Genomic DNA, 14,815 nt, shown 5'->3' with positions numbered 1-14,815 from the left:
GATGCTGGGTCCTTGCGATGCGGGGCGCGGCCTCCGGCCCCCGGTTCCATTGTCCCACTGGGGTACGACAATTCTGGCTGAGCGCCCCCTGGGGCTCATTCTTCCAGTCGGGTACGACAAAAGAGCGGTCAGGCCAGGGCGTCGGCGACTGTTCGGGCGGCTGCTGAAGGGGTTCGGCGGGGATCGGTGACCAGGTAGAGGGTGGTGTCGGGGAGTTCTCGGACTCGTTGGAGGGTCCCCGCGTCGAGTTGTTCCGCCACCGCCACCCGCGGCAGCACCGACCAGCCCAAGCCCGCCATCACGCACGACCGCACGGCCTCGATGCTGCCGAACCTCGTGATGTTCGGGGTCGCCGCGAGATCGCGTACGAAGCGGTCCGTGTAGGAGCAGCCTTCTTCCAACAAGAAGTAGCGCTCGTCCACTGGGACGCCTGGAGCCGACACCAGTTCGATGGGTTCCACGCCGATGGCGTTGACCTTCAAGCCGGGAGCGGTAACCGCCTCCTCCAACACCAGCGCCAGGTCCAGAGCACCGGTGCGGACGCCGGCGATGGCGGCCCGAGTGCCAACCGGGGTCATGTGGACGCTGATGCCGGGCCAGCGCAGGGCCACGTCCGCTATTCGTTGGGGCAGGCGGTAGGCGCAGACGGACTCCGGGGCGCCGATTCGGACGTCGCCTTCCACCTCGGAGCTGCCTCGAACGGCGTCGCGCAGGCGTTGTTCCGCCACCAGCACCTCGCGGGCGTGTTCGACCGCCCTCCGACCGGCTTCGGTCAGCCGGGCACCGCTGGGCAGGCGGTCGAAGAGGCGGGCGCCCAGGTGCCGCTCCAGCGCCTTCACCTGGCTGGTCACCGTGGACTGCACCAGGTGCAGCTCCGCCGCGGTGGCGGTGAAGCTGCCGGTGCGGGCCAGCACCAGGAGGGTGCGGAGGAGGCGGGTGTCCATGTATCGACAATACCGATTGGACGGATCGGAGAGAATCGTTGGATTCGATGCCCGCCGTGCCGCACTCTGGTGGCATGACCGACGTGCTCCGCTACAGCGCCTTCACCACCGATCCGACCGGCGGGAACCCCGCGGGTGTCGTCCTCGACGCTACCGGGCTCGACGACGCCGCGATGCTCGCGACCGCCGCCGAGGTCGGTTACTCCGAGACCGCCTTCGTCTTCCCCCGGGCCGAGGCGAACGAGTTCGACGTGCGCTACTTCAGCCCGCTGGTCGAGGTCCCGTTCTGCGGCCACGCCACGGTCGCCACCGCGGTCGCCCTCGGCACCACCGGCACGCTGCGGTTCCACACCCCGGCCGGGCTGGTCGAGATCGAGACCGGGAACGGCGTCGCGACGCTGACCAGCGTGCCCTCGTCCTCCGAGCCCGCTCCCGAAGAGGACGTCGAGACCGCGCTGAAGGCCCTGCGGTGGTCGGCCGAGGACCTCGACCCGCGGTACCCGCCGCACTGGGCGTCCGCCGGCGGCCGGCACCTGGTGCTGGCGACCAAGACCCGCGCCCGGCTCAAGGACCTCGACTACGACTTCGACGCCCTCGCCGACCTCCTGCGCGCCAACGACGCCCTCACCGCGCAACTCGTGTTCCAGCGCGAGGAGGACGTGTTCGACGCGCGCGACCCGTTCCCGGTCGGCGGGGTCGTGGAGGACCCGGCCACCGGCGCGGCGGCCCTGGCGTTCGGCGGCTACCTGCGCGCGCTGGGTCTGGTGACCGCGCCGCGCACGATCACCATCCACCAGGGTGTCGACATGGGCCGGCCCAGCGAGTTGACGGTCGACGTCCGGCCGGACGACGCGCGGGTCCGGGTCACCGGCGCCGCGGTGCGGATCTAGGCGCGGTCCAGGACCACGACCGGGATCTCGCGGTCGGTCTTGCGCTGGTAGGACTCGAAGTCCGGCCACACCTCCTTCATCAACGCCCACAGCTCGGCCCGCTCGTCCCCGGTGGACGTGCGGGCCGTCGCGGTGAACTCGTCGTCGCCCACGCGCACTTGGACGGTGGGGTCTTCGAGGAGGTTCTTGTACCAGGCGGGGTGGTCCGGCGAGCCGCCGTACGACGCCACCACGACGTAGGAGTCGCCGTAGGGCTGGTAGATCAGGGCGGTGCGGCGCGGTCGGCCGGACTTCCGGCCCGTGGTGGTCAGCAGGAGCGTGTAGACGCCCGGCCGCCACTCGTGCCCTCTTTCGCCATCGGATTCGATGTAGTCCCGGATGTGCTTGTTCACCCAGCCGACGGGGCTGTCCACTACTGCCATGCCCTGGACGCTACCCAGAACGCGGCGAGGCCGCCGGTCGCTACTCCGCAGTCACGACCGGCGGCCCGCAACGGGGTGGGGACGTCCGCCTCGCACCCCATCGGCCGCTCACCTGCTCCCGGGCGTCCCCCGGACCAACCGCCCGCGTAAACGGGGTCCGGATCGCTCGTCGGGAGGGGAGGGCCACAGCTTCGTTGCGTCTGTTTCTAGTAGATCTGGCTGGCGCGACGCATGTCTTCCTCTCCACTTCACGGGGACTTCGCCAACTATGGCGTCCGTGAGGGGTGGCGGCTCATACAAAAGGGGGATAGAAGAGCGTTATGCCCGAGCTTGAGCTGCGCCACCTCCGCGCGGTGTGCGCGATCGCCGAAGAAGGCAGCCTCACCAAGGCCGCGACCAGGCTGGGCCTCACCCAGCCGGCGATGAGCGCCCAGTTGCGGACCGTGGAACGCGTCGTGGGCGGTCGGCTGTTCGACCGCACACCGGGCGGCAGCGTGCCCACGGACCTGGGCAAACAGGTCGTGGGCACGGCCCGGCTGGTGCTGGACGAGGTCGAGCAGCTGGTCAGCCTGGCCAAGGAGCGGACCCGGGACCGGACTCCCGGACCGCTCATCGCGGGCGGCGTCCCCACGCTCTTTTTCGGCCACTTCGTGGAGGAATTGCGCCGGACCATCCCGTGCTCGGAAGTCCGCACCGAAATCATGCCGGGCGGTTCGGACCTGTTGGAACTGCTCGTCTCCGGCCAGGTCCACCTGGGCGTGCTGGACCGCTTCGAGGGCATGGAACGGCGGGAACTGCGCGGTCTGGAGGTCCGCCGGCTGATCAGCGAACCCCAGTTCGTCGCGCTGCCGGAGTGGGACCCGCTGGCGCGGCAGGACGAGGTGGAGTTGGGCCAGTTGGCCGACCGGGACTGGGTGACGCCACCGGACGAACTGGTCGGCAACCGGCTCCAGATGTTCAACGCGTGCGCGGAGGCGGGCTTCACGCCCAGGCTCACCCACCACGTCAACGAGGCCACCACCGCGCGCGGCCTGGTCGCCAACGGCGCGGTGTCCTTCGCACTGCCCCAGAGCCGGAGCGGCGACGGCATCGTGATCCGGCCGTTGAAGGGCGCGCCTCTCATGGTTGACCTCATGCTGGCCACCCGGCGCCAGGGGCCGGCGGCGGGGCGGGCGCACGACGTCTTCGCGTGCGCCGCCCGCGCCTACAAGGCCGTGCTGCCCCGGAACCCGGTCTACGCCAAGTGGTGGGAGGAGAACCCCGGGGCGCACGCCGAGATCGACGCGGCCCTGCTGGTGGCGGGCGCCTAGGCCAGGGCCGCGCGGACCGCGTCCTCGATGGGCGTGGCCGCCCGGCCGATCAGCTTCTCCAGGTCCGGCCGGACCTCGGACAGCGCGCCCGCGCCGATGCCGACCTCGATGTCGGCCAGCAGTTCGGCCACGAACGGCGGCAACCCGAAGCCCTCCAGGCCGGCGACCCGCTCCGCCTGCGTCACCCGCTGGTGGGTGGTGCCGGCGAGCGCGGCCAGTTCGTCGAAGTTCCAGGCGCGCGGGCCGGTCAGCTCGTACACCGCGTTCTCGTGGCCGGCGCCGGTGAGCACGATCGCCGCCGCCAGGGCCAGGTCGTCGCGGGACGCGCTGGCGATCCGGCCGTCGCCCGCGGCCGTCACGACCGGGCCGTGGCCGAGGGTGCCGGTGTAGTTCTCGTGGTACATGCCGTTGCGCAGGAACGTGTAGGTCAGGCCGGTCTCGCGGATCATGTCCTCGGTGGCCTTGTGCACCTTGGCCAGGCCCAGCGGGGACGTGTCGGCGTCGGTGACCGAGGTGTAGACGATGTGCCGCACGCCCGCGTCCACCGCGGCGGCGACGGCGTTGCGGTGCAGGCCGACGCGAACCTCGTCGGGGCCGTCGGCGGAGATCAGCAGCAGCTTGTCCACGCCCGCGAAGGCGGTGGCGAGGGTGTCCGGTCGCGCGAAGTCGCCCAGGCGGACGTCCACGGGCAGGTCGGCGCGGTCGGGGTTGCGGACGGACACGGCCAGGTCGGTCGCCGGGAGGCGGTCGAGCGTGTGCTGGACGACGAGTGAACCGAGGTGGCCGGTCGCGCCGGTGATCAACGTGGTCATGGCGGAAACGCTAAGAGTGGCGCTAACTATTCGTAAGTACCCACCTTTCCGTGGGGTACTTACCGCGCAGAAAGTGTGCAGGTAGAGTGACTGAGGTGGCGACCAATGGTGACGTGTACGACCGCAACTGCCCCTCTCGGGTGATCGCCAACCACGCGACCGGGCAGTGGGGCAGCCTCGTGATGGGCAAGCTGCTCGACGGCACGCGGCGGTTCAGCGAATTGCGCCGCGAGATCGCGGGGGTGAGCGAGAAGATGCTCGCCCAGACCCTCCAGGCGCTGGAGCGCGACGGTCTGGTGCACCGGGAGGTCCATCCGGTGATCCCACCGCACGTCGACTACTCCCTCACCCCGCTGGGTACTCAAGCGGCGGAACGGATCAGCGGTCTGTTCACGTGGATCGAGGACAACCTGCCCCACATCCAGGCCGCGCAGGTCGCCTACGACGCCCGACGCGCCGAGAACGTGTGACGAGTCACGTCCAGACCTCCGATCTGGATCGCTCCAAACCGGCACAACGCTGGACAGGTTGCGCCAAAGGGCCCAGGAAACATCGGGTGTTTGCTGTCAGCGAAAACCCAACATGACGTGAATTCCATGTGAGCTTTGCCAGAATGGGGTCATGACGCAGCCCTTCACGGACGATACCCACCCGGCCGAGCCCTACCCGGGCGCTCGGCCGGGACACTGCTTCGTGCACGTCGACGGCGCGGGGTGGCCGGTCACACCGGACCCCGACGCCGACTCCGGCTGGCGGGTCGCACCGGACGGCAAGGACCTCGACGAGTGGCTCGCCGACCACGGCGAACCACCCCTGGCGGGCCGGATGCCGGTGCTGGCCTACGGCTCCAACGCCAACCCGGCCAAGGTGACGTGGCTGCGCGAAGAACTCGGACTGACCGGCCCGGCGGTCGTGCTCCGAGCCCGCTGCGAGGGCTTCGCCGCGGTGTGGGCGGCCGGGCTGCGCGCCCGCGACGGGCAGCGCCCCGCGACCCTGGCCGCCGCGCCCGGCGTCGAGGAGGAGCACGCGGTGTGGATGGCCACCGCGGAACAACTGCGCGTGCTGGACCGCTGCGAAGGCCGCGGGCTGCGCTACCGGCTGGTGCGCGTGCACACCGGACGCGTCACCCTGTTCGACGGCGCCGTGGTGGACTCCGTGCTCGCCTACACCGGCGCCGGCAAGCGGCGGATGCCGCTGCTCGTCAACGGACGTCCGGTGCGCTGCGCCGACGTGGACCAGCGGAGGGCGTGGACCATGGGCGGACGACCGGCCGAGAGCGACGGCCTCGACGTGACCCCCGTGCACGGCGACCCCGGTCCCGACGACTGGCCCGACCGGATCTTCGTCTACGGCACCCTCCAGCCCGGCATGAGCGCGTGGCACCTGGTGGAGCCGTTCGTGACCGGCGAGCCCGAGCCCGCGCGGCTGCCCGGCAGCCTGCACGACACCGGCGCGGGCTACCCGGCGCTGCGCCCGGGCGACGGACCCGGCGTGCCCGGCCACGTGCTGCGCCTGGAGTCCCCCGAGGACGCGCTGCCGGTGCTCGACGAGTACGAGGGCGACGAGTACCGCCGCGTCCGGGTCACCATGCCCGACGGGCGGGTGTGCTGGACCTACCTGTGGACCGCCGCCGTGGACGGCATGCCGGTCCTGCCGCACGGTTGGGTCGAGAACCGTCCGTGATGCCCCCGATCCGGTGAATCTTTCCCCACCGCACCCAACCGCACGACGGCCGGGTACGTCCTCCTGGTAGGACCACGACCAGGAGGTGGACATGAGGCGACTCCTCGTGTGCTGCGGCGCCCTGGTGGCGCTGGCCGCGTGCGGCAGTCCGCAGCAGGCGTCCGACCAGCAGTTCCTGCCCCTCACCCCGTCCTCGACCGGCACGGTCGCCCCCGTCCCGCCGACGTCGCCGACGACCGCCGCGCCCGCGGTCGCCCGGTGCACCGCCGCCACCCTGAGCGGCAAGGTTGAGCCGACCGACGCGGGCGCCGGCAACCGCTACGGCAAGTTCGTCGTCACCAACACCGGCCAGGCGGTGTGCACGCTCAACGGCTACAGCGGCTTCCAGCTCCAGGACGCCAACGGGCAGCCGGTGCCCACCGACCTCCAGCGCACCCCGAACCCCGGGCCGTCACCGGTCTCGCTGAACCCCGGCGCGAGCGCGGCGGCCAACCTGCACTGGAACGTCGTGCCCTCCGGCGACGAGCCGGTGGACAAGCCGTGCCAGCCCGAGGCGGCCGGCGCCGCCGCCATCCCGCCCGACGAGACCCAGCCGATGCGCGTGGCGTGGGGCCTGGGCCCGGTGTGCGGCGGTGGGAAGATCGAGATCAGCGCGTTCTACGCTGCATAGGTGATCGAGTCCAACGTCCCCGGCCACGCCGGGGAACTCGCGGTCCGGACCTGGCCGAACCTCGACGCCTCGTGGCTCGCCGTGCTGGTGCACGGCCACGGCGAGCACGGCGGGCGGTACGGGCACGTGGCCGACAGACTCGTCGAGGCGGGCGCGCTCGTGGTCGCGGCCGACCAGGCCGGACACGGCCGGTCCGAGGGCGAACCCGTGCTGATCACCGACTTCGACGGCCTGGTGGCCGATGTGGCCGCCACCGTCAGCTCCGCGGCGTCCGACCTGCCGACCGTCCTCATCGGACACGGGATGGGCGGCCTGGTCGCGACCCGGTACGCGCAGCAGAACCCGTTGGCGGCACTGGTGTTGTCCGCGCCGGTACTGGGCACCTGGCAGGGCTTGGACGTGCTGTCCCTGCCGGAGATCCCGGACACCCCGGTCGACCCGGACCTGCTGTCCCGCGACCCGGAGGTCGGCAAGCAGTACGCCGCCGACCCCCTGGTCTGGCACGGTCCGTTCAAGCGGCCCACGCTGGAGGCCGTGGAACGCGGGCTGGACGAGGTCAACTACGGCCCCACCCTGGAGCACCTGCCGACGCTGTGGCTGCACGGCGACGCCGACGAACTGGTCCCCCTCGCCGACACCCGCACCGGCACCGACCGCGTCCGGGGCCTGCTGTTCGAGGAGCGCGTCTACCCGGGCGCGCGGCACGAGCTGTTCCTGGAGACCAACCGGGACGAGGTGCTGGACGACGTGGTGGCGTTCGTCCGGCGGGTGCTTCACCAGAGCTGATCGGTCGGGCGCACCAGGATCTCGTTCACCGACACGTGCTCGGGCTGGGTGGCCGCGTAGAGGACGGCGGCGGCGACGTCGTCGGCCTGGAGCTGGCGCATGCCGGTGATCCGGTCTTCCAGCGCGTTCTTGGCGCTCGCGTCGGTGATGTGCTCGCGCAGCTCGGTCTCCACCACGCCCGGCTCGACCACGACGACGCGGACGCCCTGCGGGGCCACTTCCTGGCGCAGCGACTCGCTGAACGCGTTGAGGCCGAACTTGGTGGCCGCGTAGACCGCGGCGGTCGGGCGGGCGCCGCGGCCGGCGGTGGAGGAGATCTGGACGATCGCGCCGCGGCGCTCGATCAAGTGCGGCAGGGCGGCGTGGGTGAGGAAGAAGACGCCGAGGAGATTTGTCGACACCATCCGGGTCCAGTCGGTGGTGTCCGCGCCGAGGACGTTGCCCAGCAGCATGACGCCCGCGTTGTTGACCAGGACGTCCAGCCCGCCGAACACCTCCACGGTCCGCTCGACGGCGGCCCGGCAGGCGGCCTCGTCGGTCACGTCCAGCTCGAGGGTCAGCACCTTGACCCCCTCCTCGGCCAACCGCGCCTCCAGCGCGGCCAGCCGGTCCACCCGCCGCGCGGCGATGACCACGGACGCCCCGGCCCGCCCGAGCGCGACCGCCGTCGCCTCGCCGATCCCCGAAGATGCCCCGGTCACCAGCGCGACCTTGCCTTGAAGGTTGTTCGTCATGCCATTCAGCAAATCGGCTGGAGCGCGCTCCAGGTCAAGTTCGGCCATAGGCACTTCGGTGCGTGCGGCCGAACGGGCGGCGTGCGGGCGTCCGCGTGGTTCGTGGACAATTCGTGCTGCGATGATGGGCGAAGACCTGGAGCTGCTGATCACCGTGGTGGTCGCGGCCGACGACGAGCAGCAGGCGCGGACCGCTTGCGCCGGTCTGCTGCGGCGGGTCGGCGGGCGGGTCGTCGCGGCCGGGGACTGCTCCGACGAGGAGCCCGGGTGCTGGTCGGTGACGGTGTCGCTGGTCAGCGGGGAGCGGGCCACGCAGAACGTCGCGGGCGCGCTGGCCCGGGCGGTCCGGATGTTCGTGCGGTCGCTGGGGGACGAGTTCCCCATGCCGCGGGTCGCGTGCGAGCCGCCCACCGCGTGGACCGTGCTGGAGGACCAACCCGTGCTGGACGGGCTCGTGCCGGGCGCGGAACGGCTCCTGATCGAGGCGTGGGCGGGCGGGGACCCGCAGCGCCGCCCAGAACCCGAGCAGCACGAACCCGAGCAGCACGAACCCGGGCAACCAGAACCCGAGCAACCCGCGAGAACCGGTGGAACCGCGAAAAACGGGGTCGATGCGCCGGTTGCCGGTGTTGCACCGCCGGTTGGCGGGGGTACCCGGCTGCTGTTGCGGGTCGACGTCGCCGCCGATCGCTCGGCCGGGGCCGAATGGCAAGCGCGGGCGGTAGCGAGTCGGGTCGCGCGAAGTGGCAAGATCACCCGAGTGGCTCCACATGGGCACCTACTCAGCGTGCATGTCGATCTCGGGTCGAGTCTCGATTCGCCCACGGTCGCGCTACTGGACGCGGTCTCGTCGCTGGGCCGAACGGGGTGGACGCCCGTGGAGTGGTCGGGCGAGTCGGCGATAACGCGCTGGTCAGCGACGCCCGTCCCGAAGAGTGGGATCACGGCGATGGAACTGTCCGCGACACCGGCCTCGGCATTCGTGTGGACGGCGCCCGACTGAGATCAACAACGCTCATCCGATCGAGTGGGTTTCCAATGCCACCCGGTCAGCCGATCTTGCTTGTGAATCGTGAAACTTTCGGTACTACTTTCAACTATAGGAACTCCAGCGTTGTGGGAGGGGTCGGGACCGACATGGCCAGCATCGAAGAGGTCCGCGCCGCGATCGCCCAGGCCGTCGACAAGGCGGGGCAGAGCGCCCAGGCCCTGCAACAGGCGGCCGACCTGGCCGAGGACGCCCAGGCGCTGCTGAGCACCGCCACCCAGGGCAGCGCCCAAGCCGACGTCGAGCAGGCGAACGCGCAGTTCGCCGAGGTCGTCAACGGTGTCACGGACCTGCAGAAGTTCCTCGCCGCCGGCATCTCCCAGGCCGACAACATCAACCAGCGGCTGTGACCACCGCGAAGGCCGTGACGTGACGTCGGTCGCCGAGGTGCGGCTCGCGCTCGAGCAGAGCTGCGAGCTGCTCCGTGACGCCCATCGCAGTGTCCGCGAGGCGCAAAGCGCGTTGGACGAGGCGATGGACATCCTCACCGAGGCCGGCGCCAACCACCCGGAGCCGCTGGTGCCCCCCGGGTTCGCCAAGGCGCGGGAGAAGTTCGCCGACGAGCTGGACCTCATCGTCCGCAGCCTGGACCTGGTCCAGCGCCTGGCCGTGGAGCTGTGACGTGAGCAGGCGCGACGAGCGTCGCAGGAAGGTCGAGGGCTCCTTCGAGGAGTTCCGGGACGCGGTCGCCGCCGCGCTGGGCAACGCCTCGCGCGAGCTGCGCCAACTGGTGGACGAGCGCGCCCGGGACATGTTCGAGGTGATGCTGCGCGGCGAGGGCGTCGACCGCGCGCTGGCCGATCCGGTGCTGGCGAAGGCGTTGAAGAACAAGGCGTTCGAGCAGCAGCTCGCGCAGGCGCTGGTGGACCGGGTGGCCGCGTTCCGGGAGTGGTCCGAGGGCGGGCCCGACCAGTTGACCGCCCTGGTCAACGCGGTGGCGCCGGGACCGGCGTCGTGGCCGCCGGAGGCCTGGCTGGGCACGCCCGGCACGGCCGACGGCAGCGAGGGCGTGCCGGAGCTGTGGCGCATCGGCACCGGCGTGGTGCGCGGCGCGCCCGAACCCCGCACGTTCCCGGTGGCGGTGCCGCTGCTGGACCACTCGCACCTGCACGTCTCCTCCACCCCGGACAGCCGGCACGCGGCGGACGCGCTGGTGGAGAACCTGTTGCTGCGCCTGGTCAGCCACTTCCAGCCGGGCCTGGTGCACGTCCACGTGTGGGACGTCAACCAGCTCACCGGCTCGCTGCCCGGCCTGTACCCGCTGACCCGCGCCGGCCTGCTCACCGTGCACGACCCGGCGCGCCCGCAGGAGCTGCTGGACGAGCTGTCCGACCACATCCGCCGCGTGCACACCGGCGTGCTGGTCGAGGGCCACCAGTCGGTGCGGTCGGTCGGCGGGCGGCGCACCGAGCCGTGGCGGGTGGCCGTGCTGTTCGGCAACCGCCAAGTGCTCAAGGAAGAGCACCAGCAGCAGCTGCAACGGGTGGCGCGCAACGGGTTGGCGTGCGGGGTGCAGCTGATCATCGTGGACATCCCGGTCACCGTGAACTCGCCGATCGAGACCGTGACCATCCACCCGGACCAGACCGCCACCTGCACCATGACCGGCAAGCACGTCGTGGTGACGCTGGACCCGCCGTTCCCGCGCACCGCCGTGCCCCGCGCGTGCGCCGCCATCGCGGACAAGCGCGAAGAGCGCCGGATGCGGCTGAGCACGTTCCAGGACCTGTTGCCCGAGCAGTTCTGGCAGGAGAGTTCGGCGGCCGGGGTGGTCGCGCCGGTCGGCTACCACGAGGGCGAGCCGGTGCACGTGGCGCTGGGCGACACGTCCCCGCACGCCCTGATCGGCGGCCCGAGCGGATCGGGCAAGACCAACTTCCTCTACGCGATGCTCGGCAGCCTCGCCGCCCGCTACCACCCGGACGAGTTGGAGCTGTACCTGCTGGACTTCAAGGAGGGCGTGTCGTTCGCGCAGTTCGCGCCGGGCCGCAAGGACCCGACGTGGCTGCCGCACGCCCGCCTGGTCGGGGTGAACGTCAACACCGACCGCGAGTTCGGCGTGGCGCTGCTGAAGTTCCTGGCCGACGAGATGCGCAGGCGTGCGGACGCGGCCAAGCGGCACGAGGTCACCAAGCTGGAGCAGCTGCGCGAGGAGGACCCGGGCGGCCGGTGGCCGCGGATCGTCGCGGTGGTCGACGAGTTCCAGTACCTGTTCGGCGAACGCGACAACGTCACCGCGCAGGCCACGCAGCTGCTGGAGGACGTGGCGCGGCGCGGCCGGTCGCAGGGCATCCACCTGGTGCTGTCCAGCCAGGACGTGTCCGGCATCGAGGGGTTCTGGGGCAAGTCGGCGATCTTCGAGCAATTCACCGTGCGGATCGCCCTGCCCAAGGCGCGCCGGGTGCTGGCCGAGCCCGCCAACGACGCCGCCGTCGAGCTGCCGCGCTGGCACGCCGTGGTCAACCACGAGTCCGGGGTGCGGCCGGGCAACGAGATCGCGCGCATCCCGGACACCACCAGCAAGGGCACGTTCGACGTGCTGCAGGCCGAACTGCACCGCCGCCGACCGCCGGAGCTGGACGAGCCGATCCTGTTCGACGGCAGCAAGGTGCCCGCGTTGCAGTCGCTGCCGGACTTCCAGTCGCTGCGCACCGGCGACGCGAACCCGACCGTGCTGCTCGGCCAGGTGATCGACGTGGCGGGCAGCGCGGCCAAGGTGCGGTTCCCGCGCACGCCGGGGCGCAACATCGCGGTCATCGGCTCGCTGCCCGAGGACGCGGCGGGCGTGCTGAGCGGCGCCGCGCTGTCCCTGGCGCGGCAACGGGAACCCGGCGAGGCCCAGTTCACCCTGGCGTGCCTGGCCGAGGACGCGTGGCCGTACGCGGAGAAGCTGTGCAAGCAGCTGCAGAACGCGGGCCACTCGGCCGACCTGCTCGGCCTGGAGGGCATCCGGGCGCTGCTGGACTCGACGGCGGCCCGGCTCACCGCGTCGGTGACCGGTGAGACCGGCGCGCCGCTGGCCCCCCACTACCTGGTGGTGTACGCGGTGGACGCCGCGCACACCTTGCTGGAGACCAAGGATCCCGCCACCCGGACGTCCGGAGTGGACAGTCTGCGCACCGTGCTCAAGCACGGCCCGGAGAACCGCACCCACCTGCTCGGGTGGTGGCGGGGCGTGCAGCGGCTGAAGAACAGCCTGCCGCCGGGCCAGTACGACGACATCGGGGCGTGGCTCGCGTTCGACGTGCAGGGCAAGGAGTTGATCTCGTTCGGTCCGGAACAGGTGATGTCGTGGTCCCCGCGCCCGCACCGCTGCCTGTTCTTCGACCGCTTCGAGCACTCCCGACCGCAGGTGGTCATCCCGTTCGACACCGGGGAGGAATCATGATCAGCCACGCCTCTGTCGTGCCCGCGCAACGCAGTGGGGACGTCGTGCCGGAGGTGGAGGCGGTCTCCGCGGTCGAGCGGTACAAGGAGATCGTCGCCGTGGCGGGCGAGGCCGTGCGGCGGATGCGCGAGGTCGACCACCAGCGCGTCAAGGAGGCGTTGGACCGGCTGGTGGCGTCCCAGGACCGCATGGCGGAGGCGGTGGAGCAGGAGATGCTGACCCGCGTCGGCGTGACCCTGCTGTGGGAGTCGGCGCTGGACCTGCTGTGGGACGAGCGCTGGCTGACCATGAAGCCCCTGCCCGCGCCGGACGAGTCGGTGCCACCGCGTCCGCAGGAGCACTACAACGGGATGATGGAGCTCGCGCACCAGCGTCTGGAGGACTCGCTCCAGAAGCGCACCCTGCTGCGCCGCAAGGGTTCCTAGACCAAGATCGCCACGACTTCCAGCGCGAAGAACGCGAAGACGGCCGCGGTGAGACCGAGCACGGCGTAGAGGATCGTGTTCTTGGCGCTGGTGATGCTGCCCTGGTCCCCGCCGGACACCACGTAACGCAGCCCACCCACCACCAGCATCAGCACGGACACCGCGGCCACCACGAACGGCAGGACGGTCAGGAAGGGCAACAGCGCGCCGGCACCGTCGCCGAACCGCTCCGCAACGCCCTCGAACACCCGCGTGACGAAGAACCAAGCGGCGGCGAGCAACGCGAGCAGCAAGCCGGCCGGCAACAGGGCCAGCACGATGGTGACCAGCCGACGCGCCACAACCCGGGCGCTCCGGATCCGGCCCGCGACCCACCCGGCCGGCTTCCGGGTCATCGTCACGAGCACGTCGACCACCGAGGCGGCCACCGTGGGCAGGACGATGAACATGGCCGCGACGAGCTTGGTGACCTGCCCGGGGTACTTCTCGATCTCCTTCTCCCAAGTCTCCTTGCGCGCCTCGACCACCTCGGCGTCCGCCGCACGCCACCGGGCGGCGAACCCGACCAGCCCCTCCTGCAACCACGTGGAGAGCTGCATGAACTCCTCCACGAACAGGCCCGCCACGAACCCGGACACGAAGTTGTCGCCGCCCGTCACCCAGACCAGCCCGCCGATGACGGAGCCGATCAGCAGCCCCCTGAGCAGCCGCCGCAGCCGGTCACGCATGTCCGTGGCCCCGCTCGGCACCAAAGCAGTAGAGGTGGGCGTACGGGAGGCTGCGGCACGGCGTCCGGTCGGGCACGGTGTAGCAGTACGACAACAGCCGCACCGGTTCCCGGGCTTCGGCGGCCACCTTCGCGGCCAGTTCCGCCATGCGCTCCTGCCGCAGGAACACGTACACCAGGTCCGCTTCGGGCAACGGGTGGCGGCGGTAGTCGCCGAACCGGACCGACACGAGGTCCCGCCGGGACCACAGCACGACCTTGGACACCGCCCACAGCACGGGGTTGACCTCGTAACCGATGCCCCGGACGCCCCGGACCGCCGCTGCGCGCAGGAACCGGCCGTCACCGCACCCCAGGTCGACGACGGTCTGGCCGCGCTCGATCCCCGAGAAGTCGAGCAGCTCTTCCCGGTGGCGGCTCAGGGTGGGCAGGTAGGGCGCGCCAAGGTACACGGGCACCGCGAAGCACGACGCCACCAGCGCCACCACCGCCCAAATCCACAAACCCATGCCCACCACCAAAGGGGTTTGACGGACGACGGTCGCAGGCGCGGGCCGAGCGGTCAACCGCTAGAACGTCCAGCTCAGCGACACCGTGGCCTCGGTGTCGGCCCGCGTACGGGCGTAGGTGGCGAGGGCGGCGACGTTGTCGGGCTCGGTCGCGGTGAACGCGCCGTAGCAGCCGCGTTCCCGCGCCAGGGCCAGCAGCGCCTCGACGAGGGCGGTGCCGATGCCCTGGCGTTGGTGGGACTCGTCGACACCGAGCTCGTACAAGAACATCTCGGTGCCCTTGTCCGGGTGGGTGGTCTCCACGCCGGACACGAAGCCCGCCGGTTCGTCGTCCACGTACGCGATGAGCAAGTGGTGGCGGTCGTCTGCGAGGAACGCTCGGGTCGCGTCCGCGATCGGCCGGTCGTCGAACAGGTGGGCGGCGGCCGTCACGTCGTCGTACGCGGTCACCCGCCGGATCTGCATGC

The 14,815-nt window shown here is 71.3% G+C and carries 18 protein-coding genes; 11 read left to right on the top strand and 7 right to left on the bottom strand.

Going from position 1 to position 14,815, the window contains the following annotated elements; genetic code table 11:
• Window positions 1-128: 128 nt before the first annotated feature.
• Window positions 129-944 carry a LysR family transcriptional regulator gene (locus RIN75_RS11825; protein WP_309111891.1) on the bottom strand — a complete coding sequence of 272 codons (816 nt, stop codon included), beginning with the start codon at window positions 942-944 and terminating at the stop codon, window positions 129-131.
• 74 nt (window positions 945-1,018) lie between these two features.
• Between RIN75_RS11825 and RIN75_RS11820 the strand changes: the two genes are divergently transcribed.
• Window positions 1,019-1,834, top strand: coding sequence for a PhzF family phenazine biosynthesis isomerase (locus tag RIN75_RS11820; RefSeq protein WP_309111890.1), 816 nt, complete (start codon window positions 1,019-1,021; stop codon window positions 1,832-1,834).
• Here the strand turns inward: RIN75_RS11820 and RIN75_RS11815 are convergent.
• Window positions 1,831-2,256: a nitroreductase family deazaflavin-dependent oxidoreductase gene (locus RIN75_RS11815; protein ID WP_309111889.1), complete on the bottom strand. Its 426-nt coding sequence runs from the start codon at window positions 2,254-2,256 to the stop codon at window positions 1,831-1,833. The two genes, RIN75_RS11820 and RIN75_RS11815, sit on opposite strands and share 4 nt — an antisense overlap.
• Before the next feature lie 320 nt (window positions 2,257-2,576).
• Between RIN75_RS11815 and RIN75_RS11810 the strand changes: the two genes are divergently transcribed.
• The gene (locus RIN75_RS11810) at window positions 2,577-3,566 is read left to right on the top strand and encodes a LysR family transcriptional regulator (RefSeq protein WP_309111888.1); all 990 of its coding nucleotides are present in this window, start codon (window positions 2,577-2,579) and stop codon (window positions 3,564-3,566) included.
• On the opposite strand, the gene RIN75_RS11805 is transcribed toward RIN75_RS11810, so the two are convergent.
• Complete coding sequence (locus tag RIN75_RS11805; RefSeq protein WP_309111887.1) at window positions 3,563-4,378, bottom strand: NAD(P)H-binding protein; 816 nt, start codon at window positions 4,376-4,378, stop codon at window positions 3,563-3,565. The genes RIN75_RS11810 and RIN75_RS11805 overlap by 4 nt on opposite strands.
• A 95-nt stretch (window positions 4,379-4,473) precedes the next feature.
• Here RIN75_RS11805 and RIN75_RS11800 point away from each other — a divergent pair, with 95 nt between their 5' ends.
• The 4 genes from RIN75_RS11800 to RIN75_RS11785 all read left to right on the top strand — a co-directional run bounded on the left by RIN75_RS11800 (window position 4,474) and on the right by RIN75_RS11785 (window position 7,517).
• On the top strand, window positions 4,474-4,848 hold the full coding sequence (locus RIN75_RS11800; protein WP_309111886.1) for a helix-turn-helix domain-containing protein: 375 nt from the start codon (window positions 4,474-4,476) through the stop codon (window positions 4,846-4,848).
• A 151-nt stretch (window positions 4,849-4,999) separates the two neighbouring features.
• Window positions 5,000-6,061 carry a gamma-glutamylcyclotransferase gene (locus RIN75_RS11795; protein ID WP_309111885.1) on the top strand — a complete coding sequence of 354 codons (1,062 nt, stop codon included), beginning with the start codon at window positions 5,000-5,002 and terminating at the stop codon, window positions 6,059-6,061.
• Between the two features lie 91 nt (window positions 6,062-6,152).
• A complete protein-coding gene (locus tag RIN75_RS11790) occupies window positions 6,153-6,731 on the top strand; it encodes a DUF4232 domain-containing protein (RefSeq protein WP_309111884.1) in 579 nt (192 codons plus the stop codon).
• Window positions 6,732-7,517, top strand: coding sequence for an alpha/beta fold hydrolase (locus RIN75_RS11785; RefSeq protein ID WP_309111883.1), 786 nt, complete (start codon window positions 6,732-6,734; stop codon window positions 7,515-7,517). It abuts the gene before it with no gap.
• Here RIN75_RS11785 and RIN75_RS11780 read toward each other — a convergent pair.
• Window positions 7,505-8,251 (bottom strand): SDR family NAD(P)-dependent oxidoreductase, encoded by a 747-nt coding sequence (locus RIN75_RS11780; RefSeq protein ID WP_309111882.1) that lies wholly within the window; start codon window positions 8,249-8,251, stop codon window positions 7,505-7,507. The two genes, RIN75_RS11785 and RIN75_RS11780, sit on opposite strands and share 13 nt — an antisense overlap.
• A 124-nt stretch (window positions 8,252-8,375) precedes the next feature.
• Between RIN75_RS11780 and RIN75_RS11775 the strand changes: the two genes are divergently transcribed.
• The 5 genes from RIN75_RS11775 to RIN75_RS11755 all read left to right on the top strand — a co-directional run bounded on the left by RIN75_RS11775 (window position 8,376) and on the right by RIN75_RS11755 (window position 13,112).
• Complete coding sequence (locus RIN75_RS11775) at window positions 8,376-9,254, top strand: hypothetical protein (RefSeq protein ID WP_309111881.1); 879 nt, start codon at window positions 8,376-8,378, stop codon at window positions 9,252-9,254.
• Window positions 9,255-9,388: 134 nt separating this feature from the next.
• Window positions 9,389-9,649: a hypothetical protein gene (locus RIN75_RS11770; protein ID WP_309111880.1), complete on the top strand. Its 261-nt coding sequence runs from the start codon at window positions 9,389-9,391 to the stop codon at window positions 9,647-9,649.
• Window positions 9,650-9,668: 19 nt separating this feature from the next.
• On the top strand, window positions 9,669-9,920 hold the full coding sequence (locus tag RIN75_RS11765; RefSeq protein WP_309111879.1) for a hypothetical protein: 252 nt from the start codon (window positions 9,669-9,671) through the stop codon (window positions 9,918-9,920).
• Window position 9,921: 1 nt separating this feature from the next.
• On the top strand, window positions 9,922-12,687 hold the full coding sequence (locus RIN75_RS11760) for an FtsK/SpoIIIE domain-containing protein (RefSeq protein ID WP_309111878.1): 2,766 nt from the start codon (window positions 9,922-9,924) through the stop codon (window positions 12,685-12,687).
• A complete protein-coding gene (locus RIN75_RS11755) occupies window positions 12,684-13,112 on the top strand; it encodes a hypothetical protein (protein ID WP_309111877.1) in 429 nt (142 codons plus the stop codon). The genes RIN75_RS11760 and RIN75_RS11755 overlap by 4 nt, the downstream gene beginning before the upstream one ends.
• On the opposite strand, the gene RIN75_RS11750 is transcribed toward RIN75_RS11755, so the two are convergent.
• The 3 genes from RIN75_RS11750 to RIN75_RS11740 are packed head-to-tail and all read right to left on the bottom strand — an operon-like array spanning window position 13,109 to window position 14,813.
• Entirely contained in the window at window positions 13,109-13,840 is a 732-nt protein-coding gene (locus RIN75_RS11750; protein WP_309111875.1) for a hypothetical protein, read from the bottom strand. The two genes, RIN75_RS11755 and RIN75_RS11750, sit on opposite strands and share 4 nt — an antisense overlap.
• Window positions 13,833-14,348 (bottom strand): hypothetical protein, encoded by a 516-nt coding sequence (locus RIN75_RS11745; protein WP_309111874.1) that lies wholly within the window; start codon window positions 14,346-14,348, stop codon window positions 13,833-13,835. Before RIN75_RS11745 ends, RIN75_RS11750 begins: the two co-directional genes overlap by 8 nt.
• 60 nt (window positions 14,349-14,408) lie before the next feature.
• Window positions 14,409-14,813 (bottom strand): GNAT family N-acetyltransferase, encoded by a 405-nt coding sequence (locus tag RIN75_RS11740; RefSeq protein ID WP_309111873.1) that lies wholly within the window; start codon window positions 14,811-14,813, stop codon window positions 14,409-14,411.
• Between the last annotated feature and the right edge of the window lie 2 nt (window positions 14,814-14,815).

The organism is Saccharothrix sp. (assembly GCF_031180885.1).
In the GTDB taxonomy this organism is placed as follows: domain Bacteria; phylum Actinomycetota; class Actinomycetes; order Mycobacteriales; family Pseudonocardiaceae; genus Actinosynnema.
Note: the sequence above shows the minus strand (reverse complement) of the source record. Positions and strands in the feature narration are given on the sequence as shown.